The organism is Chitinophaga caseinilytica, assembly GCF_038396765.1.
GTDB classification, from domain to species: domain Bacteria; phylum Bacteroidota; class Bacteroidia; order Chitinophagales; family Chitinophagaceae; genus Chitinophaga; species Chitinophaga caseinilytica.
In genome coordinates, this window is the sequence record NZ_CP150096.1 from 1,936,486 (window position 1) to 1,952,024 (window position 15,539).

General features: G+C 56.0%; 13 protein-coding genes. 9 read left to right on the top strand and 4 right to left on the bottom strand.

Annotation, left to right across the window (positions count from 1 at the left end):
* Positions 1 to 38: 38 nt before the first annotated feature.
* The gene (locus WJU22_RS08320; RefSeq protein WP_341842775.1) at positions 39 to 662 is read left to right on the top strand and encodes a DUF4249 family protein; all 624 of its coding nucleotides are present in this window, start codon (positions 39 to 41) and stop codon (positions 660 to 662) included.
* A gap of 48 nt (positions 663 to 710) precedes the next feature.
* On the top strand, positions 711 to 1,889 hold the full coding sequence (locus WJU22_RS08325) for an acetyl-CoA C-acyltransferase (RefSeq protein WP_341842776.1): 1,179 nt from the start codon (positions 711 to 713) through the stop codon (positions 1,887 to 1,889).
* Positions 1,890 to 1,948: 59 nt separating this feature from the next.
* On the opposite strand, the gene WJU22_RS08330 is transcribed toward WJU22_RS08325, so the two are convergent.
* Positions 1,949 to 2,389: a hypothetical protein gene (locus WJU22_RS08330; protein WP_341842777.1), complete on the bottom strand. Its 441-nt coding sequence runs from the start codon at positions 2,387 to 2,389 to the stop codon at positions 1,949 to 1,951.
* 234 nt (positions 2,390 to 2,623) lie between these two features.
* Here WJU22_RS08330 and WJU22_RS08335 point away from each other — a divergent pair, with 234 nt between their 5' ends.
* The 6 genes from WJU22_RS08335 to WJU22_RS08360 all read left to right on the top strand — a co-directional run bounded on the left by WJU22_RS08335 (position 2,624) and on the right by WJU22_RS08360 (position 9,189).
* Entirely contained in the window at positions 2,624 to 2,779 is a 156-nt protein-coding gene (locus WJU22_RS08335; protein ID WP_341842778.1) for a hypothetical protein, read from the top strand.
* An 11-nt stretch (positions 2,780 to 2,790) separates the two neighbouring features.
* Positions 2,791 to 4,158 carry a DUF1800 domain-containing protein gene (locus tag WJU22_RS08340; RefSeq protein WP_341842779.1) on the top strand — a complete coding sequence of 456 codons (1,368 nt, stop codon included), beginning with the start codon at positions 2,791 to 2,793 and terminating at the stop codon, positions 4,156 to 4,158.
* 19 nt (positions 4,159 to 4,177) lie between these two features.
* A complete protein-coding gene (locus WJU22_RS08345) occupies positions 4,178 to 5,755 on the top strand; it encodes a DUF1501 domain-containing protein (protein WP_341842780.1) in 1,578 nt (525 codons plus the stop codon).
* A 61-nt stretch (positions 5,756 to 5,816) separates the two neighbouring features.
* A complete protein-coding gene (locus tag WJU22_RS08350; RefSeq protein ID WP_341842781.1) occupies positions 5,817 to 6,152 on the top strand; it encodes a hypothetical protein in 336 nt (111 codons plus the stop codon).
* 79 nt (positions 6,153 to 6,231) lie between these two features.
* Positions 6,232 to 8,580 carry a TonB-dependent receptor gene (locus WJU22_RS08355; protein ID WP_341842782.1) on the top strand — a complete coding sequence of 783 codons (2,349 nt, stop codon included), beginning with the start codon at positions 6,232 to 6,234 and terminating at the stop codon, positions 8,578 to 8,580.
* Between the two features lie 6 nt (positions 8,581 to 8,586).
* A complete protein-coding gene (locus WJU22_RS08360) occupies positions 8,587 to 9,189 on the top strand; it encodes a hypothetical protein (RefSeq protein WP_341842783.1) in 603 nt (200 codons plus the stop codon).
* 75 nt (positions 9,190 to 9,264) lie between these two features.
* Here the strand turns inward: WJU22_RS08360 and WJU22_RS08365 are convergent, their stop codons facing one another.
* The 3 genes from WJU22_RS08365 to WJU22_RS08375 form a co-directional block, all read right to left on the bottom strand.
* Positions 9,265 to 10,470, bottom strand: a complete 1,206-nt coding sequence (locus tag WJU22_RS08365; RefSeq protein ID WP_341842784.1) for a hypothetical protein — start codon at positions 10,468 to 10,470, stop codon at positions 9,265 to 9,267.
* A 324-nt stretch (positions 10,471 to 10,794) separates the two neighbouring features.
* Positions 10,795 to 11,232: a DUF983 domain-containing protein gene (locus WJU22_RS08370; RefSeq protein ID WP_341842785.1), complete on the bottom strand. Its 438-nt coding sequence runs from the start codon at positions 11,230 to 11,232 to the stop codon at positions 10,795 to 10,797.
* 24 nt (positions 11,233 to 11,256) lie between these two features.
* Complete coding sequence (locus tag WJU22_RS08375; RefSeq protein ID WP_341842786.1) at positions 11,257 to 13,056, bottom strand: ABC transporter ATP-binding protein; 1,800 nt, start codon at positions 13,054 to 13,056, stop codon at positions 11,257 to 11,259.
* 211 nt (positions 13,057 to 13,267) lie between these two features.
* Between WJU22_RS08375 and WJU22_RS08380 the strand changes: the two genes are divergently transcribed.
* Complete coding sequence (locus tag WJU22_RS08380) at positions 13,268 to 15,406, top strand: elongation factor G (RefSeq protein ID WP_341842787.1); 2,139 nt, start codon at positions 13,268 to 13,270, stop codon at positions 15,404 to 15,406.
* Positions 15,407 to 15,539 lie beyond the last annotated feature (133 nt).

Genomic DNA, 15,539 nt, shown 5'->3' on the forward strand with positions numbered 1-15,539 from the left:
AGAACGCCACCATCAAACTGACCGCCGGCGATGCGCCCATGACGATGCAGTTCCGCGAAATCAACGGCAAGGGATATTACGTGTCTGCCACAACCGTAGCCACCGGAAAACCTTACCGGATCGAAGTGACCGCCGGCGGATTGCCCGGCGTGAAAGCGGAAGACACCCTGCCCCGGCGGCCCCGCCTCCACGACCCCTTCGCCCAGGCGGGCGGCAACCGCGTGAAAGTGTACCTCGACGATCGGTCTGGCATAGACCGCTACCGGATCAGGCTGTTTGCAGCGAAAAAAGGGGCAGACGGGAAATATGTGCCCGTATCGCGGAAAGAATACCGCTTCGATCCCTCGTACAACAACAGTTTCACCGACCTCATCACCGAAACCTATCACGAATTTTCCCTCATCCCCGACGAGCGTTTCGACGGGCGGGACATCCTCGTGGTGCTCCAGACGCGGCAGGTGCTGGTGAAAGATGAAGTGCTGCTGCTGGAGGTGACCGGCCTCACTTCCGCCAGCTGGCAGTATTTGAAATCGCTCCAGCTCCAAAGCTCCGGCGATGGCAATCTTTTTGTAGACCCGACTATCGTCTTTTCTAATGTGGACAAGGGTTACGGGATATTTGCCGGGGTTTCTTCCGCCTGGGTGGAGATACCGATCAAATAAGGCTGGAATTCCTTAAATTTGGAGAATACCAAACAAAAGGAGATAACCATGCAAGACGCATATATCGTAGCAGGATACAGAACGGCGGTGACGAAATCGAAGAAAGGCGGGCTCAGGTTCTACCGGCCCGACGATCTGGCCGTAGACGTGATCAAGGGTTTGTTGGGTTCCGTTCCGCAGCTGGACCCGAACCGGGTAGACGATCTGATCGTGGGCAACGCGGTGCCGGAAGCCGAACAGGGCCTCCAGATCGGCCGGATGATCAGCGTCCGCGCATTGGGGATCGACGTGCCGGGCATGACCGTGAACCGGTATTGCGCCTCCGGCCTCGAAACCATCGCCATCGCCACGGCTAAAATCCGCAGCGGACAAGCAGATTGCATCATCGCCGGCGGTACGGAAAGTATGAGCCTCGTGCCCACTGCAGGTTGGAAAACCGTTCCTGCCTACAGCGTGGCTACCACCAATCCCGATTATTACCTCAGCATGGGCCTCACCGCCGAAGCGGTGGCCAAAGAATATAAAGTGAGCCGCGAAGAGCAGGACCAGTTCAGCCTGCAATCTCATCTCAAAGCCATCAACGCCATCCAGAACGGCTATTTCAAGCCCGGCATCCTTCCCATCACCGTGGAAGACGTGTTCGTGAACGAAAAAGGAAAGAAACAGACCAAATCCTGGGTCGTGGATACGGACGAAGGGCCGCGTGCAGATACCTCCATCGATGCGCTCGCCAAGTTGAAACCGGTATTTGCCGCCGGGGGCTCCGTAACGGCGGGCAACTCATCCCAAACGAGCGATGGCGCCGCTTTCGTGATCGTGATGGGCGAAAAAATGGTGAAAGAACTGAACCTCCAGCCGATCGGCCGCCTGGTGGCCTGCGCGTCTGCAGGCGTACATCCGCGCATCATGGGCATCGGGCCGGTGGCCGCAGTGCCGAAAGTGTTGCGCCAGGCCGGCAAATCGCTCGGCGACATCGATCTCGTGGAACTGAACGAGGCGTTCGCATCCCAATCCATCGCCGTGATCCGTGAGCTGGGCATGGACCCTGCCATCGTGAACATCAACGGGGGCGCCATCGCACTGGGGCACCCGCTGGGCTGCACGGGCACAAAACTGACGATACAGTTGCTGAACGATATGCAGCGACTCAACAAAAAATATGGTATTGTAACCGCCTGCGTTGGTGGTGGACAAGGCATCGCGGGCATCATCGAAAACCTCGCGTGATCTTTTTCGTAAAGATTTTTTTAAAGCCAGCTTGTCATCAACTATCAGCCGCCGTTGTGTCACTCACTTCGGCGGCTTTTTCGTTGTTCAGCTTCCGCTTCCGTTAAATCGTTCCCGGCTTGCCTTTCAGGCGGAAATGGCCACAGGTATTCCAGAAACAACAACACCATCGCCGGCACCCAGAAAGTATGGATGTTCACAGGTGTGCTGTACAATAAGCCAAAAACGAATGGCGCCCCCAAAATGAGGAGGGCCGCTGCAGTGAGGATCGTCCACCAGATCACCCGGTCGTTACGAAAGCGCGCCGGCGCCGATAATTTGAAATAAGCGTAAACGCAGCACCACAATCCCAATGCAACGAGATTACCGGCCAGCGCATCCGGATTTCCCAAAAGGAAAACGAATAACGCAGCGGTTACCGCTGCAATTACAACGGGAAATACCTGGTATCGGACGTAAGGGCTCGCTGGCATGAAAAAGCGTAAAAGACCGCCAAACATATAAAATAATACAATTGAATTAAAGTTTTTACTAATTTGGATGCGGAATTCGGCTGCAGTGGGTCTTCCCGGCAGTCTATCAACACAAAATTTTGACCGCTATTTAACCGTATCCCCGATGGACCGCAGATCGTTCCTCACACTCAACTCCCCCGCAAAGCCGCTCCAGCCAAAGCTGCCCGGACTTTCACCGGCATAGCGCCCTATTCAGGCCCCTGGGGCACCGCGCAGGTGGTGCATCTGCTGAAACGTGCCATGTTCGGCGCCGCGCCGGCAGACGTCAAGCACTTCGGCGCCATGAGCCTCAACCAGGCGGTGGATGCCCTGCTCGTGCCCAACGCCTCTGTTCCCACGCCCCCGTCAACAGCTACCAGACCGGCGGCTATGTAGACCCCACCGGCGTGGTTCCCGGAGCACCCTGGGTAACGGCACCCGAAGGAGATGAAGACCTCAACGATCATCGGCGGTATAGTTACAAAGCCTGGTGGACCGGCCTCATGCTCAACCAGCAACGGTCTATCCACGAAAAAATGGTGCTGTTCTGGCATAACCACTTCGCCACCGAAACGCAAACCATCCAGGATGCCCGCTTCATGTACGCCCACAACGTTACCCTGCGCGCACACGCCCTGGGGAACTTCAAAGCCCTCACCAAAGCGGTCACCATCGATCCCGGCATGCTCGTCTACCTCAACGGCTATCTCAACGAAGCCACCGCGGCCGACGAAAACTATGCCCGCGAGCTCCTCGAACTGTTCACCTGCGGCAAAGGCCCCGATTCCCTTTACCAGGAAGAAGACGTTCGCGCCATCGCACACGTGCTCACCGGGTACAAGGTCGACAAAACCAACATCACCAGCTACTTCGATCCCACGAAACACGATTATCAGAATAAACAGTTCTCCAGCTGGTTCTCCAACAAGGTCATCACCGGCAAAACCGGCCCCAACGGCACTACTGAGCTGGACGATCTGCTGACCATCATCTTCGCGCAGCATGAAGTGGCGAAATTCATCTGCCGCAAACTCTACCAGTTTTTCATCTACTACGAAATCGACTCCGCCGCTGAAAACGACGTGATCTCCCCACTGGCCGATATTTTCCGTGCCGCCAATTACGATATCCGCCCGGTGCTTTCCGCACTTTTCAAAAGCGAACATTTCTACGATCCCGCGAATATGTCGTGCCTCATCAAAAGCCCGGTAGACTATACCGTAGGCATGTGCCGCGAGTTCGGCGTACAATTCGCACCGGCGTCCGACTACGCGAAGGCATACGCGCAATGGCGGTCCCTGCAATCGGCCGCAGGCAACCAGCAACAGAATATCGGCGATCCGCCGGGCGTTTCCGGGTGGGATGCTTATTACCTCGCGCCCCAGTTCCATGAGCTGTGGATTAATACCGACACCCTGCCGAAACGGAACTTCCTCGCCGACCAGATGATCACCACCGGGTATATTTCCATGGGCCAGACGCTGCGCATCGATCCGCTCGTGTTCACGCAGCAGCTGCCAGACCCTTCCAACCCCGTGCTGCTCATCAACGACGCCCTGGCGATCCTGTACCGGATGGATTTGTCTGACGCCATGAAAGCCTATCTCAAAAACGATATCCTTCTCAAGGGGCAGCAACAGGATTATTACTGGACGCAGGTCTGGAACATCTACATCTCCGACCCGTCTGACGCGATGAACAAAGCACTGGTCGTAGACATGCTGAAAGCCCTTTACAAAACCATCATGAACCTGTCAGAATATCACCTGGCCTGATCACGTTGAAAACCTAATTATGAAACGCAGAGATTTCCTCCGATATACCGCCCCGGCAACTATCCTGCCCTCCTTTATCAACGGCTTTTCCATCAAGGCTTTTGCCGCGTCCCCGTTTCTGGCGGCGCTGGAAAAGACGGCGCTCGACAATGATCACGTGTTGGTAATGATCCAGCTGAACGGGGGGAATGATGGATTGAACATGGTGATCCCGCTGGACCAGTACGGCAAATACAGCACCGCGCGCTCCAACATCGCCATCCCCGAAGGCAGCGTGCTGCGCCTCGCCGGACAGACCAAAACCGGCATCCATCCTTCCATGACCGGCATCCGGGATTTGTATAACGAAGGCCATGTGTCCATTATTCAGTCGGTCGGCTATCCTTCCCCGAACTTTTCCCACTTCCGCGCTACCGATATCTGGCTCACGGGCTCGGATGCGAACGTGGTGCTGGAAACCGGTTGGGGCGGGCGTTTCCTCGATACCGAATACCCCGGCTACCCCACCGGTTTCCCGAACGCCGAAATGCCCGATCCGCCGGCGATCCAGATCGGATCGATCGTTTCCCCCTCTTTCGTGGGGCAGGGCGGCAATTTCGGGATGGCGGTCACCAGCCCTACAGACTTCTACAACCTCCTCGAAAATATCGAAGAAACCGTGCCCAACACCCGGGCCGGAAAAGAACTGAAATACATCCGCCAGATCCAGCGGCAAACCAACCGCTATGCAGACGTCATCAAGGCGGCGGCATCGAAAGTGACCAATCAGCGGACTTATCCGGACAATCACCTCGCCGCGCAGCTGAAGATCGTGGCAAGGCTGGTGGCCGGCGGGCTGAAGACCCGCCTGTACATGGTGGGCATCGGCGGTTTCGATACACACGCCAGCCAAACTAACAGCGGCGATACCACCACCGGTACCCACGCGCATCTGCTGGACATGGTGTCTTCCTCCATCCACGCCTTCATGAAAGACCTGGAGCAGCAGAAGAAATCGCAGCGCGTGGTGGGGATGACGTTCTCCGAGTTTGGCAGAAGGATCAAATCCAACGGCAGTATGGGTACCGACCACGGCAACTCCGCGCCCATGATCGTTTTCGGTGATTACGTGAACCAGCAGATACTGGGCAACAACCCGACCATGCCCGATGCGGCATCGCCGGTAGACAATGTGCCCATGCAATACGATTTCCGTTCGGTGTACGCCTCATTGCTCGAACAGTGGTTCTGCGTTCCGTCTTCCGAACTGAACAAGATCATGCTGAACAACTACCAGAGCCTGCCGCTCGTCAACGGGCTGGCCTGTAGCGTGGTGACGGGCATCCCCGGCGTGGGCGACGATGAAACGCTCATCACGAATTATCCCAATCCTTTCTCCACCAAAACGATACTCAGCTACAAAACCCGCGGCGGGCATACGCTGATCCAGGTGTTCGACACTATGGGCAGGCTGATCGCCAAGCCGGTAGACCGGCAGCATGCCGCAGGCACATACACCCATACGTTCGACGGGGAACAGCTTCCGTCCGGGATGTATTACGTGCGCTTCCAGAATGGTGCGGCCCAGCAGGTGCGCACCATGATGAAAGTCCGTTAATCATGCAACAATGTTGCAATTGTGAGAAAAAGGCTATCTTTGGCGGGATAAACCGGGTACATTGAAACAGCGTTTGCTACAAATCAGCGTTTTTCTCCTCCTGGGCGTCTTCAGTATTTACCTGACGCCCCGGGAGTACCTGCACCATTTTTCCGGCCACGAGGATACGGTAGACGAGCCTGCCTGCAGTGCCATTTACGCGCACGGGCCGGTTATTTCCACCGTTCACCAGCACTGCGACTGGTTGCACAGCGCCATGGAGTCTTTTCTCCCGGAGCATAGCGTGCACCTGGCTTCGGTGCCTTTTATCTTCGCCGAGCTGCCATCCGCGCAGCCCGTTCCCGTACCGGTAGCCCCGGTGCTCTATTGCTCGCTCAGGGCACCTCCGGCCGCTTAACCCCTTCATCCTCCCACATCGCATTTATCACCGGCAGTATTGCTTACTGCCCCCGACGTATTGTAACCAGATGAGAAACTTGAGATTACGCGCATGGCTGTGCGGGCTCCTCGCATTTGCGTGGACGGCACCGGCGATGGCACAATGCACCATCCGCATCGGCGGATCGGTCACCGACAGCGAAACGAAGAAACCGCTGTCCGGCGCCACCATCGTCGTGAAAGAAAACGGCCACATCGCGAAGAGCAACGAAAAAGGTCAATTCACCATAGACGGGCTTTGCCCCGGAAATTATACCGTTCACATCAGTCATATCGGTTGTTTGCCGGTGGAGCTTTCCTGGCAGGTGAGTGGCGACGAGCGGCGGAACATCGAGCTGCCGCACAGCGTTACCCAATTGCAGGAAGTCGCCATAACGGGCCATGCCGCCAAGGAAGTGACCACCGCGCCGGTGGAATCGCTCAGCGGCCGGGAGCTGGAAAAAACCAGGGGCCTCACCCTCGGCGAAGCCCTCAAGCGGGTGAACGGCGTAACCGCCATGACCACCGGGCCCAATGTTTCCAAACCCGTCATCAACGGCCTGCACAGCAACCGCGTGCTCGTCCTCAACAACGGCATCCGCCAGGAAGGCCAGCAGTGGGGATCGGAACACGCGCCGGAAGTGGACCCCTTCCTCGCCAATAAGCTCGTGGTCGTGAAAGGCGCCGGCGCACTCCGTTATGGTGGCGACGCCATCGGCGGCGTGGTGCTCGTGGAACCGCGGGCGCTGCCCGTGAAGCCGGGCTTGTCGGGCGAGGTGAATATGTCCGCCTTTTCCAACAACCGCCTGGGTGCGCTGAGCGCCATCATCGAGCAACAGGTGCCCGCGGTACCGGGGCTCAGCTGGCGGTTGCAAGGGACCCTCCGCAAAGGGGGCAACACCAGAACGCCCGGCTATTGGCTCGATAATACCGGCGTGGAAGAATACAACTTCTCCGCAGCCGCAGGGTATAAAAAGAAGAACTATGGATTGGAGCTTTTCTATTCGCAGTTCAATACCAACCTCGGCGTTTTCGAAGGCGCCCACATCGGGAACCGTACCGACCTGGAACAGGCCATCAAACAGGGCCGTCCGCTGGCGCAATACACGGAAGGCTTCTCCTACAACATCGACCGGCCGTACCAGCACGTAGCACACGAACTGTTCAAGGTGAAAGGATATGTGAACACGGGGAACGCCGGGAAACTGAACCTCGTGGTGTCGCGGCAGTTCAACGAGCGCGAAGAACTGGATTACAATTCCGCACTTTCCGTGAACCGGATGAACCTCTTCCTCACTACGTGGACGGGCGAGCTGCTCTGGGACCACAAATCCTGGAACGGCCTGCGCGGCACCATCGGCGCCAGTGGCATGTATCAGAAGAACAGCTATCAGCGCAGGCTTTTCATACCCAATTATGAAAGCCGCCAGTGGGGCCTGTTCTGGACGGAAAAATGGGAAAGCGCCGACAATAAATGGCTGTTCGAAGGCGGTGTGCGGTACGATAACAAGGAGTACTATAACATCAACGACAATACGAACGATATCGCCTATGAAACACAGACGTACGGCAGCTTTTCCGGATCGGTGGGCGCGCAGTTCCGCATGACCGACAACTTCCACGCATCGGTGAATTACGCGCGGGCATGGCGGCCGGCGGGTGTGAACGAGCTCTATGCATACGGGCTGCATCACGGTACCGGTACGTTCGAACTGGGAAATGCGGCGCTGAAAGCCGAAGCCGCCAACAAGTTCAACCTCGGGCTGCACTACGATCTGGGCGATAAACTGGAAGCCGATGTGAACCTGTATTACAACAAGTTTTCCAACTTCATCTTCCTGCAGCCGACAGATAGTATCGTGGTGTCGATACGCGGATCGTTCCCGTTCATGTATTACACCAGCGCCGATGCCACCACCAAAGGAATGGACGCCCAGTTGCGCTGGCGCTTCCTTCCCAAATGGCAACTCACCACGAAAGCATCCGTGCTTCGCGCCTGGAACGAGGATATCAACGATTGGCTCATCAGCATGCCTTCCGACCGTTTCGAACATGAGATCAGTTTCTTCCCTGGCAACACCAAGCGCCTGAAAGACAACTATTTCGCCATCAGCATGCAGAACGTGACGAAGCAAACGCGCATTCCTGCCGATCCGAAAAATCCATTCAATCCAGCCGGGCAAGACCTCATCCCGCCGCCAGACGCGTATAATCTGCTCAACCTGGAAGCCGGCAGCACCGTGCATTTCGGCAGGCAACCCCTGTCTGTCATCCTCGGCGCTACCAATATCCTCAACACCCGTTACCGCGACTACATGAACCTCTTCCGGTATTATGCAGACGAGCCGGGTGCCAACGTTTACCTTAAACTCAAACTGCCGCTCATTTTCGGCAAAAAATCCTCCTGATCCATCATGAAAAAAATATTCACTTCCCGCAACTATATCGCATTTTTCGCCGCTGCCGCCGTGCTCGCATTTTCCGCCTGCAAAAAGGAGAAACACGACGATCATGAGCATGAGCACGAAAACGAGAACGAAGAGATCACCACCGTGAAGCTCACCTTCACCAATGCCGCCACGCCGGCGGAAAAAGTGATCGCCACCTGGAAAGACATGGACGGCACCGGTGGCGCCGCGCCGCAGATCACGCCCATCAACCTGAAAGCCAACACCGCTTACCTGCTGGCCACCGAACTGCTCGACGAGCGCAAGAACCCGGCAGATAACGTGACCGAAGAAATCGAAAAAGAGTCCGCCGAACATCGCATCTTCCACCTGTTTTTCGTGAACGCCAACGCGCAGGTGACCGATTCGGTTACCACCGCCGCAACGGTTACGCCGCTGGATAAAGACGTGAAGAACCTTCCGGTCGGCCTCCAGGTGCATGTGGCCACCAAAGCGGGTTTCAAAGGTTATTTCCGCATGGTGGTGCGCCACCAGCCCATCGGGAAAGACGGTACCTACGGCCCCGGCAGCTCCGATGCACAGGCAGAATTCCCGATCGAGATCAAGTAAAAATAGTCGTGACAGGCAAAAGGAAAGGGGGACTGGCAATTGCTGGTCCCCCTTCTGATGTATACGATGGCTGGTTTAATGGTCTCCGGCTTCGAGCCCTTCCTGGTCGCCGGCTACGATGAGCTTGAACGGTTTCCCTCCTACGGGGATGCTCGCCGTTTGCTGCAGCGTGGCCAGATCGAGCATGCGTATCGCCCCTGCAGCCTGGTCGGTAATGTAAAGCGCGCGGCGCGATACGGCGAAATACGGCTTCTGCGCGGCGGTGGCGCCTGCGGGGATGGCCGTGGTGATCTTCCCTTCTTTTTTGAGTTGGGTGGTCACTGCATCGAAGATTTTCAACGTTCCGTCTGTAAGCAGTACGTAGAGGTTTTTGCCGTCGCTGTCGAGAAGATATTGATGGATGTTGTTATCGTTTTTGAGGACTTCCGTGATTTGTTTGCTGGCGGGATCGATCTTGAAAAGCCCCAGTGAAACGTACCCGAAGAAATGCGGCAGCGCCTTGTTGCCCAATACCGTCCCGATCCACGCGGTTCCGAAGCTGGAAGGATAGGGGATGAGCGATTGCTCGCCGGTCTGCGACACGATGAGGATGCCGTCTGCACTGCCGAACGCGGCCAGCTTGCCGTTGCCCGCATCGCCATGGATCCCTTTGGTGGCGATTTTCGTTTCATGCAGCGTTTTCCCGAACCGGTCGATGATCTTCACTTTTTCCGGCAATGTCCCGGAAACGGACCCGTCTTTCTGTGTTACGGCGATGGTGAAATCATCGAAGATGACCATGGCGCCATGGTGCGGTTGCGCAACGGGGAGAATGGTGCCGCCATCGCCGTCGAGGTCGCCGTCTTTGAAGAGGCTGAGCGAACCGGTGCCGTCGTTGAAGACCGCGTTCAGGCCGGCATGACCGAAGAAATGTGTGGGCCCGGCTTCGGAGAATTTGACCGGCGACATTTCCGCTTTATGGATGTGCAGATGCCCACCGTGTTTTTCCACGCCCGTGTTGAAGAATTCCACTTTCCCCGCCGCGCGGCTGATGATGGTGGCGAACTGGCCCGTGCTGGTGGCGTACAGCGACGGCTGGGCAGACGTGACGGGATAGTTTACGGCGGTTTTCTTTAGTGGGTCGATCACTGAAATCCGCGCCTGATCTACATCGCTGACGATCAGGCGGAGAAAGGTGGCTTCCGGTTTGGAGGGTTCTTCAGGAACGGCAGGTTTGTCGTTTTTCCGGCAGGCAGCCAGGAACAATCCGGCGAAAATGGCCGGGAGAAGGAGTTTTTTCATGTTAGGCTTATTAAAGTGCAACAAAGTTGCAAATCTATAAAAATGCATCAATGTTGCAAATTAATGGAGCGATTTATTGAAAACGATTTTCGGGGTGATAAGTAAGTCGCGCGGGGCGTGTGTTACAAGCAGTCGTGTGAGAAAAAAATGGGGTGTAATGAAAATGATAAGATATATTTGAGGATGGATGGATTTCCGTCCGATTTACTGGAATAAAACATCATTCAACATACTAAAGATGATCTGACATACTGCTCAGATTTTGGATGAAAAGCAAAAAAGGGCCGTTTTCACGGCCCTTGTGTATTAATAAGGAATTAATAATCAGTGAGAATGATCGTGCCCGTGCCCGGGATCGGGGAGTTGGGCGGTATCTTCGTCGTAATACACGAAGAAGTAGAGGTAGATGACGCGGGAAATGCGCATCAGCCAGGGTTGCAGCACGATGAGGATTACGCCGTTAATGCCGAGCCACCAGTACATGCTGTTATCGTCCCAGCTCATGCCGAAGAAAAACCAGTACCAGATGAGGTTGAAGACAGACAGGGCGATGCCGAGGGCGTAGCTCACATATCCCGTCCCGAACCAGAAACCGGTTTCGAGTTCGTATTTCTGATTGCACACGGGGCATCTGTCGTACATTTCGAAGATTTTCGAGAAGCGCAGCTGGAAGGGATTTTTGTTCTTGAACATATCGCCTCTCCGGCAGTGCGGGCATTTCATCTTCAGCATGCTGAGAAAATAATTCGGTCTGTTGCTCATGGTGTGCAAAAATACGATTTAATTTCAGGATGCTGCCGGCACTTCGGTGGTTTTGCGTTCACCGATCTGCTGGCGCCACATGGCGTAGTACAATCCTTTTTCCGTGAGCAGGTCGTGATGTGCGCCGGTTTCCACGATCTTCCCTTTTTCGAGCACGTATATACGGTCGGCATGCATGATGGTAGACAGGCGATGCGCGATCATTACGGTGATGTGTTCCTTGCTGGAAGTGACGTGGCGCACGGTTTGGGTGATTTCTTCTTCCGTGATGGAATCGAGGGCGGAAGTGGCTTCGTCGAACACCAGGAGCCTCGGTTGCCGCAACAGGGCCCTGGCGATGGAGAGGCGTTGTTTTTCGCCGCCCGAGATCTTGATCCCGCCTTCACCGATCACCGTATCGATCCCTTTTTCCGCACGTGCCAGGAGGCTGTAGGCCGATGCCCTTTGCAGCGCGCTCATCATGTCTTCTTCCGTGGCTTTGGGGTTCACGAACGCGAGGTTCTCCCGGATCGTTCCCGAAAACAGTTGCGTATCCTGCGTTACGAAACCCAGCTGGTGCCGCAGTTCTTCGATATCCAGCGCATTGGAATCGATGCCGTTGTACTGGATATGCCCTTCGCCGGGCTTGTACAAGCCCACGAGCAATTTCACCAGCGTCGTTTTGCCGCTTCCGGATGGGCCCACGAATGCGATGGTTTCCCCGGTTTTTACCGTGAACGTGATATCGTCGAGCGCCTTGCTTTTGGCCGTGATATGCTGGAAGCTCACTTCCCGGAACGCCAGTTCGTTCACCAGCGACAGCCTGGCGGGCGATGCGGGCGTTTCCTCCACCGGCGTCTGCAATATCCGCTGGAAGTTATCGAGCGAGACCTGTGCTTCGCGGTAGGCGAGGATGATGTTGCCCAGCTCCTGCAGGGGGCCGAACAGGAAGAAGGAATAAAGCTGGAGGGAGAACAGTTGGCCCACCGTCACCACATCCCCATACAGCAGGTACAGCAGCAGGAAGAGGATCGAGGAGCGGAGGAGGTTCACGAACGTGCCCTGGACGAACGCGATACTGCGGACGCGTTTCACTTTGGTGAGCTCCAGCAGCAGGATCTTCATGGTATTGGCGTTCAGCCGGCGGATTTCCTGGTTGGTAAGGCCGAGGCTTTTCACCAGTTCGATGTTGCGCAAAGATTCTGTGGTGGCGCCCGCCAGCACGGTGGTCTCTTTCACGATGTTTTTCTGGATGGACTTGATGCGTTTGCTCAGCACGTTCATGAGCCAGCCCAGGAGGATGGAGCCGCCGAAATATACGAACACCAGCGACCAGTGGACCCTGAACGCGAAAATCATCACGAACACGACGCCTACAAGGGTGGTGAAAAGGATATTGATGAACTGGGAAATGAATTTTTCCGTGTCGAGGCGCACTTTCTGGAGCACGGCGAGGGTTTCGCCGGAACGCTGGTCTTCGAACTCCTGGTAAGGCAGCCGCATGGAGTGGCGGAGGCCGTCTGTGTACATTTTGGCCCCGAGGCGCTGGGTAATGGCGCTCACAAAGTAATCCTGGAACGCCTTGGCGATGCGCGATACCATGGCCACGCCGATGGAAGCCAGCAGCAACAGCAAAACGCCGCTCAGGTATTGGCTTTCGGTCCGCGGAATGGTTTCAACTGCATTTTTGGCGGAAAACGTGGTGGGATGGTCGGCGAACTTGTCTACGATCACACCGAAGATCCAGGGGTCCATGAGGGAAAAGACCTGGTTGACGGTCGCAAGCCCCAGGGCAGCCACTACCAGCCATTTATAGTTTTTGAGGTATTGCAGTAATAATTTCATGGTGCAAAGTTAGGGTTATTTGTCACCCTAACGGTGTTGCGACATCGATTTTAAACTGGACTAATCACGGTATTTACCCTAAAAATTGCGTAAATTAATATCCGGCCGGGAAGGTCATCCACCAGCATGTTATGAGCCTCGCAAACTGATATTTCTCCGCAGAACGGCAAACCCACTCGCCCCGGCGCTTCACCCGCAAAACAATTGCCGTATGAAAACGTATGACGAAAAACACATCAAAAACGTTGTGCTCATTGGCGCTGCCAAGAGCGGCAAAACGACGCTGGCCGAAGACATGCTCTTCGAGGCCGGCATTATCCCAAAACGCGGCTCCGTGGAGGAGCGCAACACCGTGTCTGACTACCACGAAGTAGAGCACGCCCGGGGCAACTCCGTGTACGCCACCACGCTGCATACCGAGTGGCGGGATTATAAGATCAACATCATCGACACCCCGGGCCTGGAAGACTTCATGGGCGAAGTGGCTTCCTCCATCCGTGTGTGCGACACCGCCGTGATGCTGCTGCATGCCTACAACGGCGTGGAAGTGGGCACCGAGCAGATCTGGGATTATGTAGACCGCTACGGCAAGCCCACCATCCTGGCCATCAACCAGCTCGACCATGAAAACGCCAACTATCAGCAGGTGCTGGAACAGGCCCGGCGGTTCTTCGGGCCGGCCGTTACCCTCATGCAATACCCCGTGAACCAGGGGCCCGGCTTCAACGCCATCATCGACCTCCTCAAAATGACCATGTACCGCTTCCCCGAAGGCGGCGGCAAACCCGAAAAACTCCCCATTCCCGACAGCGAAAAAGCGCAGGCAGACGAATGGCATAACGCCCTCGTCGAAAAAGCCGCCGAAAACGACGACGCCCTCATGGAACTGTACTTCGAAAAAGGCAGTTTGGATGAGGACGAGTTGCGGCAAGGCCTCAAGATCGGGATGATGAAACACCAGGTGTTCCCCGTATTCTGCCTCAGCGCCCTCCGGAATATGGGCAGCGGCAGAATGATGGGGTTCATCGACAACGTAGCCCCTTCCGCCGTGGAAATGCCCCCGGAAGTCACGGAAGACGGCCGCGAAGTGCCCTGCGACCCCGCCGGGCCCACCTGTCTTTTCGTTTTCAAAACCCTCCTGGAGCCCCACATCGGCAAGCTGTCCTTTTTTAAGGTAATGAGCGGCGAAGTGAAAGCCGGACAGGAATTCTACAACGAAAAAGGCAGCACCACGGAGCGGCTGAACCAGCTGTTCATCGCAGACGGAAAGAACCGCCAGCCCGTTGACCGCCTCCGTTCCGGCGATATCGGCTGCACCCTCAAACTGAAAAACACTTTCACCAATCATACCCTCAACGATCCGAAGTTCAACGCCCAGATCGATCCCGTCCACTTCCCGGCGCCGCGCGTCCGCACGGCCATCGTCGCCAAAAACAAGGCAGACGATGAAAAGCTCGGTGAAGTGCTGAACGAAATCCACATGGAAGACCCTACGCTCGAAGTGGAGTACAACCGCGAGCTGAAACAGGTTATCCTCCACGGACAGGGCGAACTGCATCTGGCCGTCACCAAATGGCGGCTGGAGCACGTGTATGGCATGCAGGTGGATTACCTGCCGGCGCGCATTCCCTACCGCGAAACGATCCAGAAGGCAGCGCAGGCAACGTACCGGCACAAAAAGCAATCGGGCGGCGCGGGCCAGTTCGGCGAGGTTTTCATGAAGATCGAGCCCTGGTTCGATGGCATGCCGGCCCTCAAGGAATTCCCGGTGCGCGATACGGAAGAGATCGTGCTCAGCTGGGGCGGTAAGCTCGTGTTCAACAATTGCATCGTGGGCGGTGCGATAGACGCGCGCTTCCTGCCATCGATCCTCAAAGGGGTGATGGAAAAGATGCACGAAGGCCCGCTCACCGGCTCCTACGTGCGCGATGTGCGCGTAAGCGTGTACGACGGCAAGATGCACCCGGTAGACAGCAACGATATTTCTTTCAAAATCGCCGGTATGATGGCGTTCCGCGAAGCGTTCCACCAGGCCGCGCCCCAGCTGCTGGAACCGGTGTACGACATCGAAGCCTCAGCGCCCGATGTCATGATGGGCGATATCATGAGCGAGTTGCAAAGCCATCGCAGCATCATTACGGGCATGGACTCGGGTAATGCCAAACAGGTCATCAAAGCACGAACGCCGCAGGCGGAGCTCGATCACCTGTATGCCGCCCTGCGCAACGTAACGCAGGGAAAGGCGAAAGTGAAAGTCAGCTTTGCGGAATACGCACCCGTTCCGGCGGATGTCCAGAAGAAACTCAGCGAAGACTACCGGAAAGTGGAACAGCAAAACGGTCAGCATTGATCGCTGGCTGCAACACAGCTGCTGGTTTTTTTGCGGCTAACACGTAAACTTCCGGCAAACGAACTGTTCACGTTCCAAGGTGATGGTATAGCTCGTTAAGACACCTGGTCCGTAAATCTATCCATCGGTCATC

What these genes read in the sequence shown, in the direction of transcription:
- WJU22_RS08320 (WP_341842775.1), top strand. Translation starts at nt 39, where the DNA reads ATGACGATGCAGTTCCGCGAAATCAACGGCAAGGGATATTACGTGTCT.
- WJU22_RS08325 (WP_341842776.1), top strand. Translation starts at nt 711, where the DNA reads ATGCAAGACGCATATATCGTAGCAGGATACAGAACGGCGGTGACGAAA.
- WJU22_RS08330 (WP_341842777.1), bottom strand. Translation starts at nt 2,389, where the DNA reads ATGTTTGGCGGTCTTTTACGCTTTTTCATGCCAGCGAGCCCTTACGTC.
- WJU22_RS08345 (WP_341842780.1), top strand. Translation starts at nt 4,178, where the DNA reads ATGAAACGCAGAGATTTCCTCCGATATACCGCCCCGGCAACTATCCTG.
- WJU22_RS08360 (WP_341842783.1), top strand. Translation starts at nt 8,587, where the DNA reads ATGAAAAAAATATTCACTTCCCGCAACTATATCGCATTTTTCGCCGCT.
- WJU22_RS08365 (WP_341842784.1), bottom strand. Translation starts at nt 10,470, where the DNA reads ATGAAAAAACTCCTTCTCCCGGCCATTTTCGCCGGATTGTTCCTGGCT.
- WJU22_RS08370 (WP_341842785.1), bottom strand. Translation starts at nt 11,232, where the DNA reads ATGAGCAACAGACCGAATTATTTTCTCAGCATGCTGAAGATGAAATGC.
- WJU22_RS08375 (WP_341842786.1), bottom strand. Translation starts at nt 13,056, where the DNA reads ATGAAATTATTACTGCAATACCTCAAAAACTATAAATGGCTGGTAGTG.
- WJU22_RS08380 (WP_341842787.1), top strand. Translation starts at nt 13,268, where the DNA reads ATGAAAACGTATGACGAAAAACACATCAAAAACGTTGTGCTCATTGGC.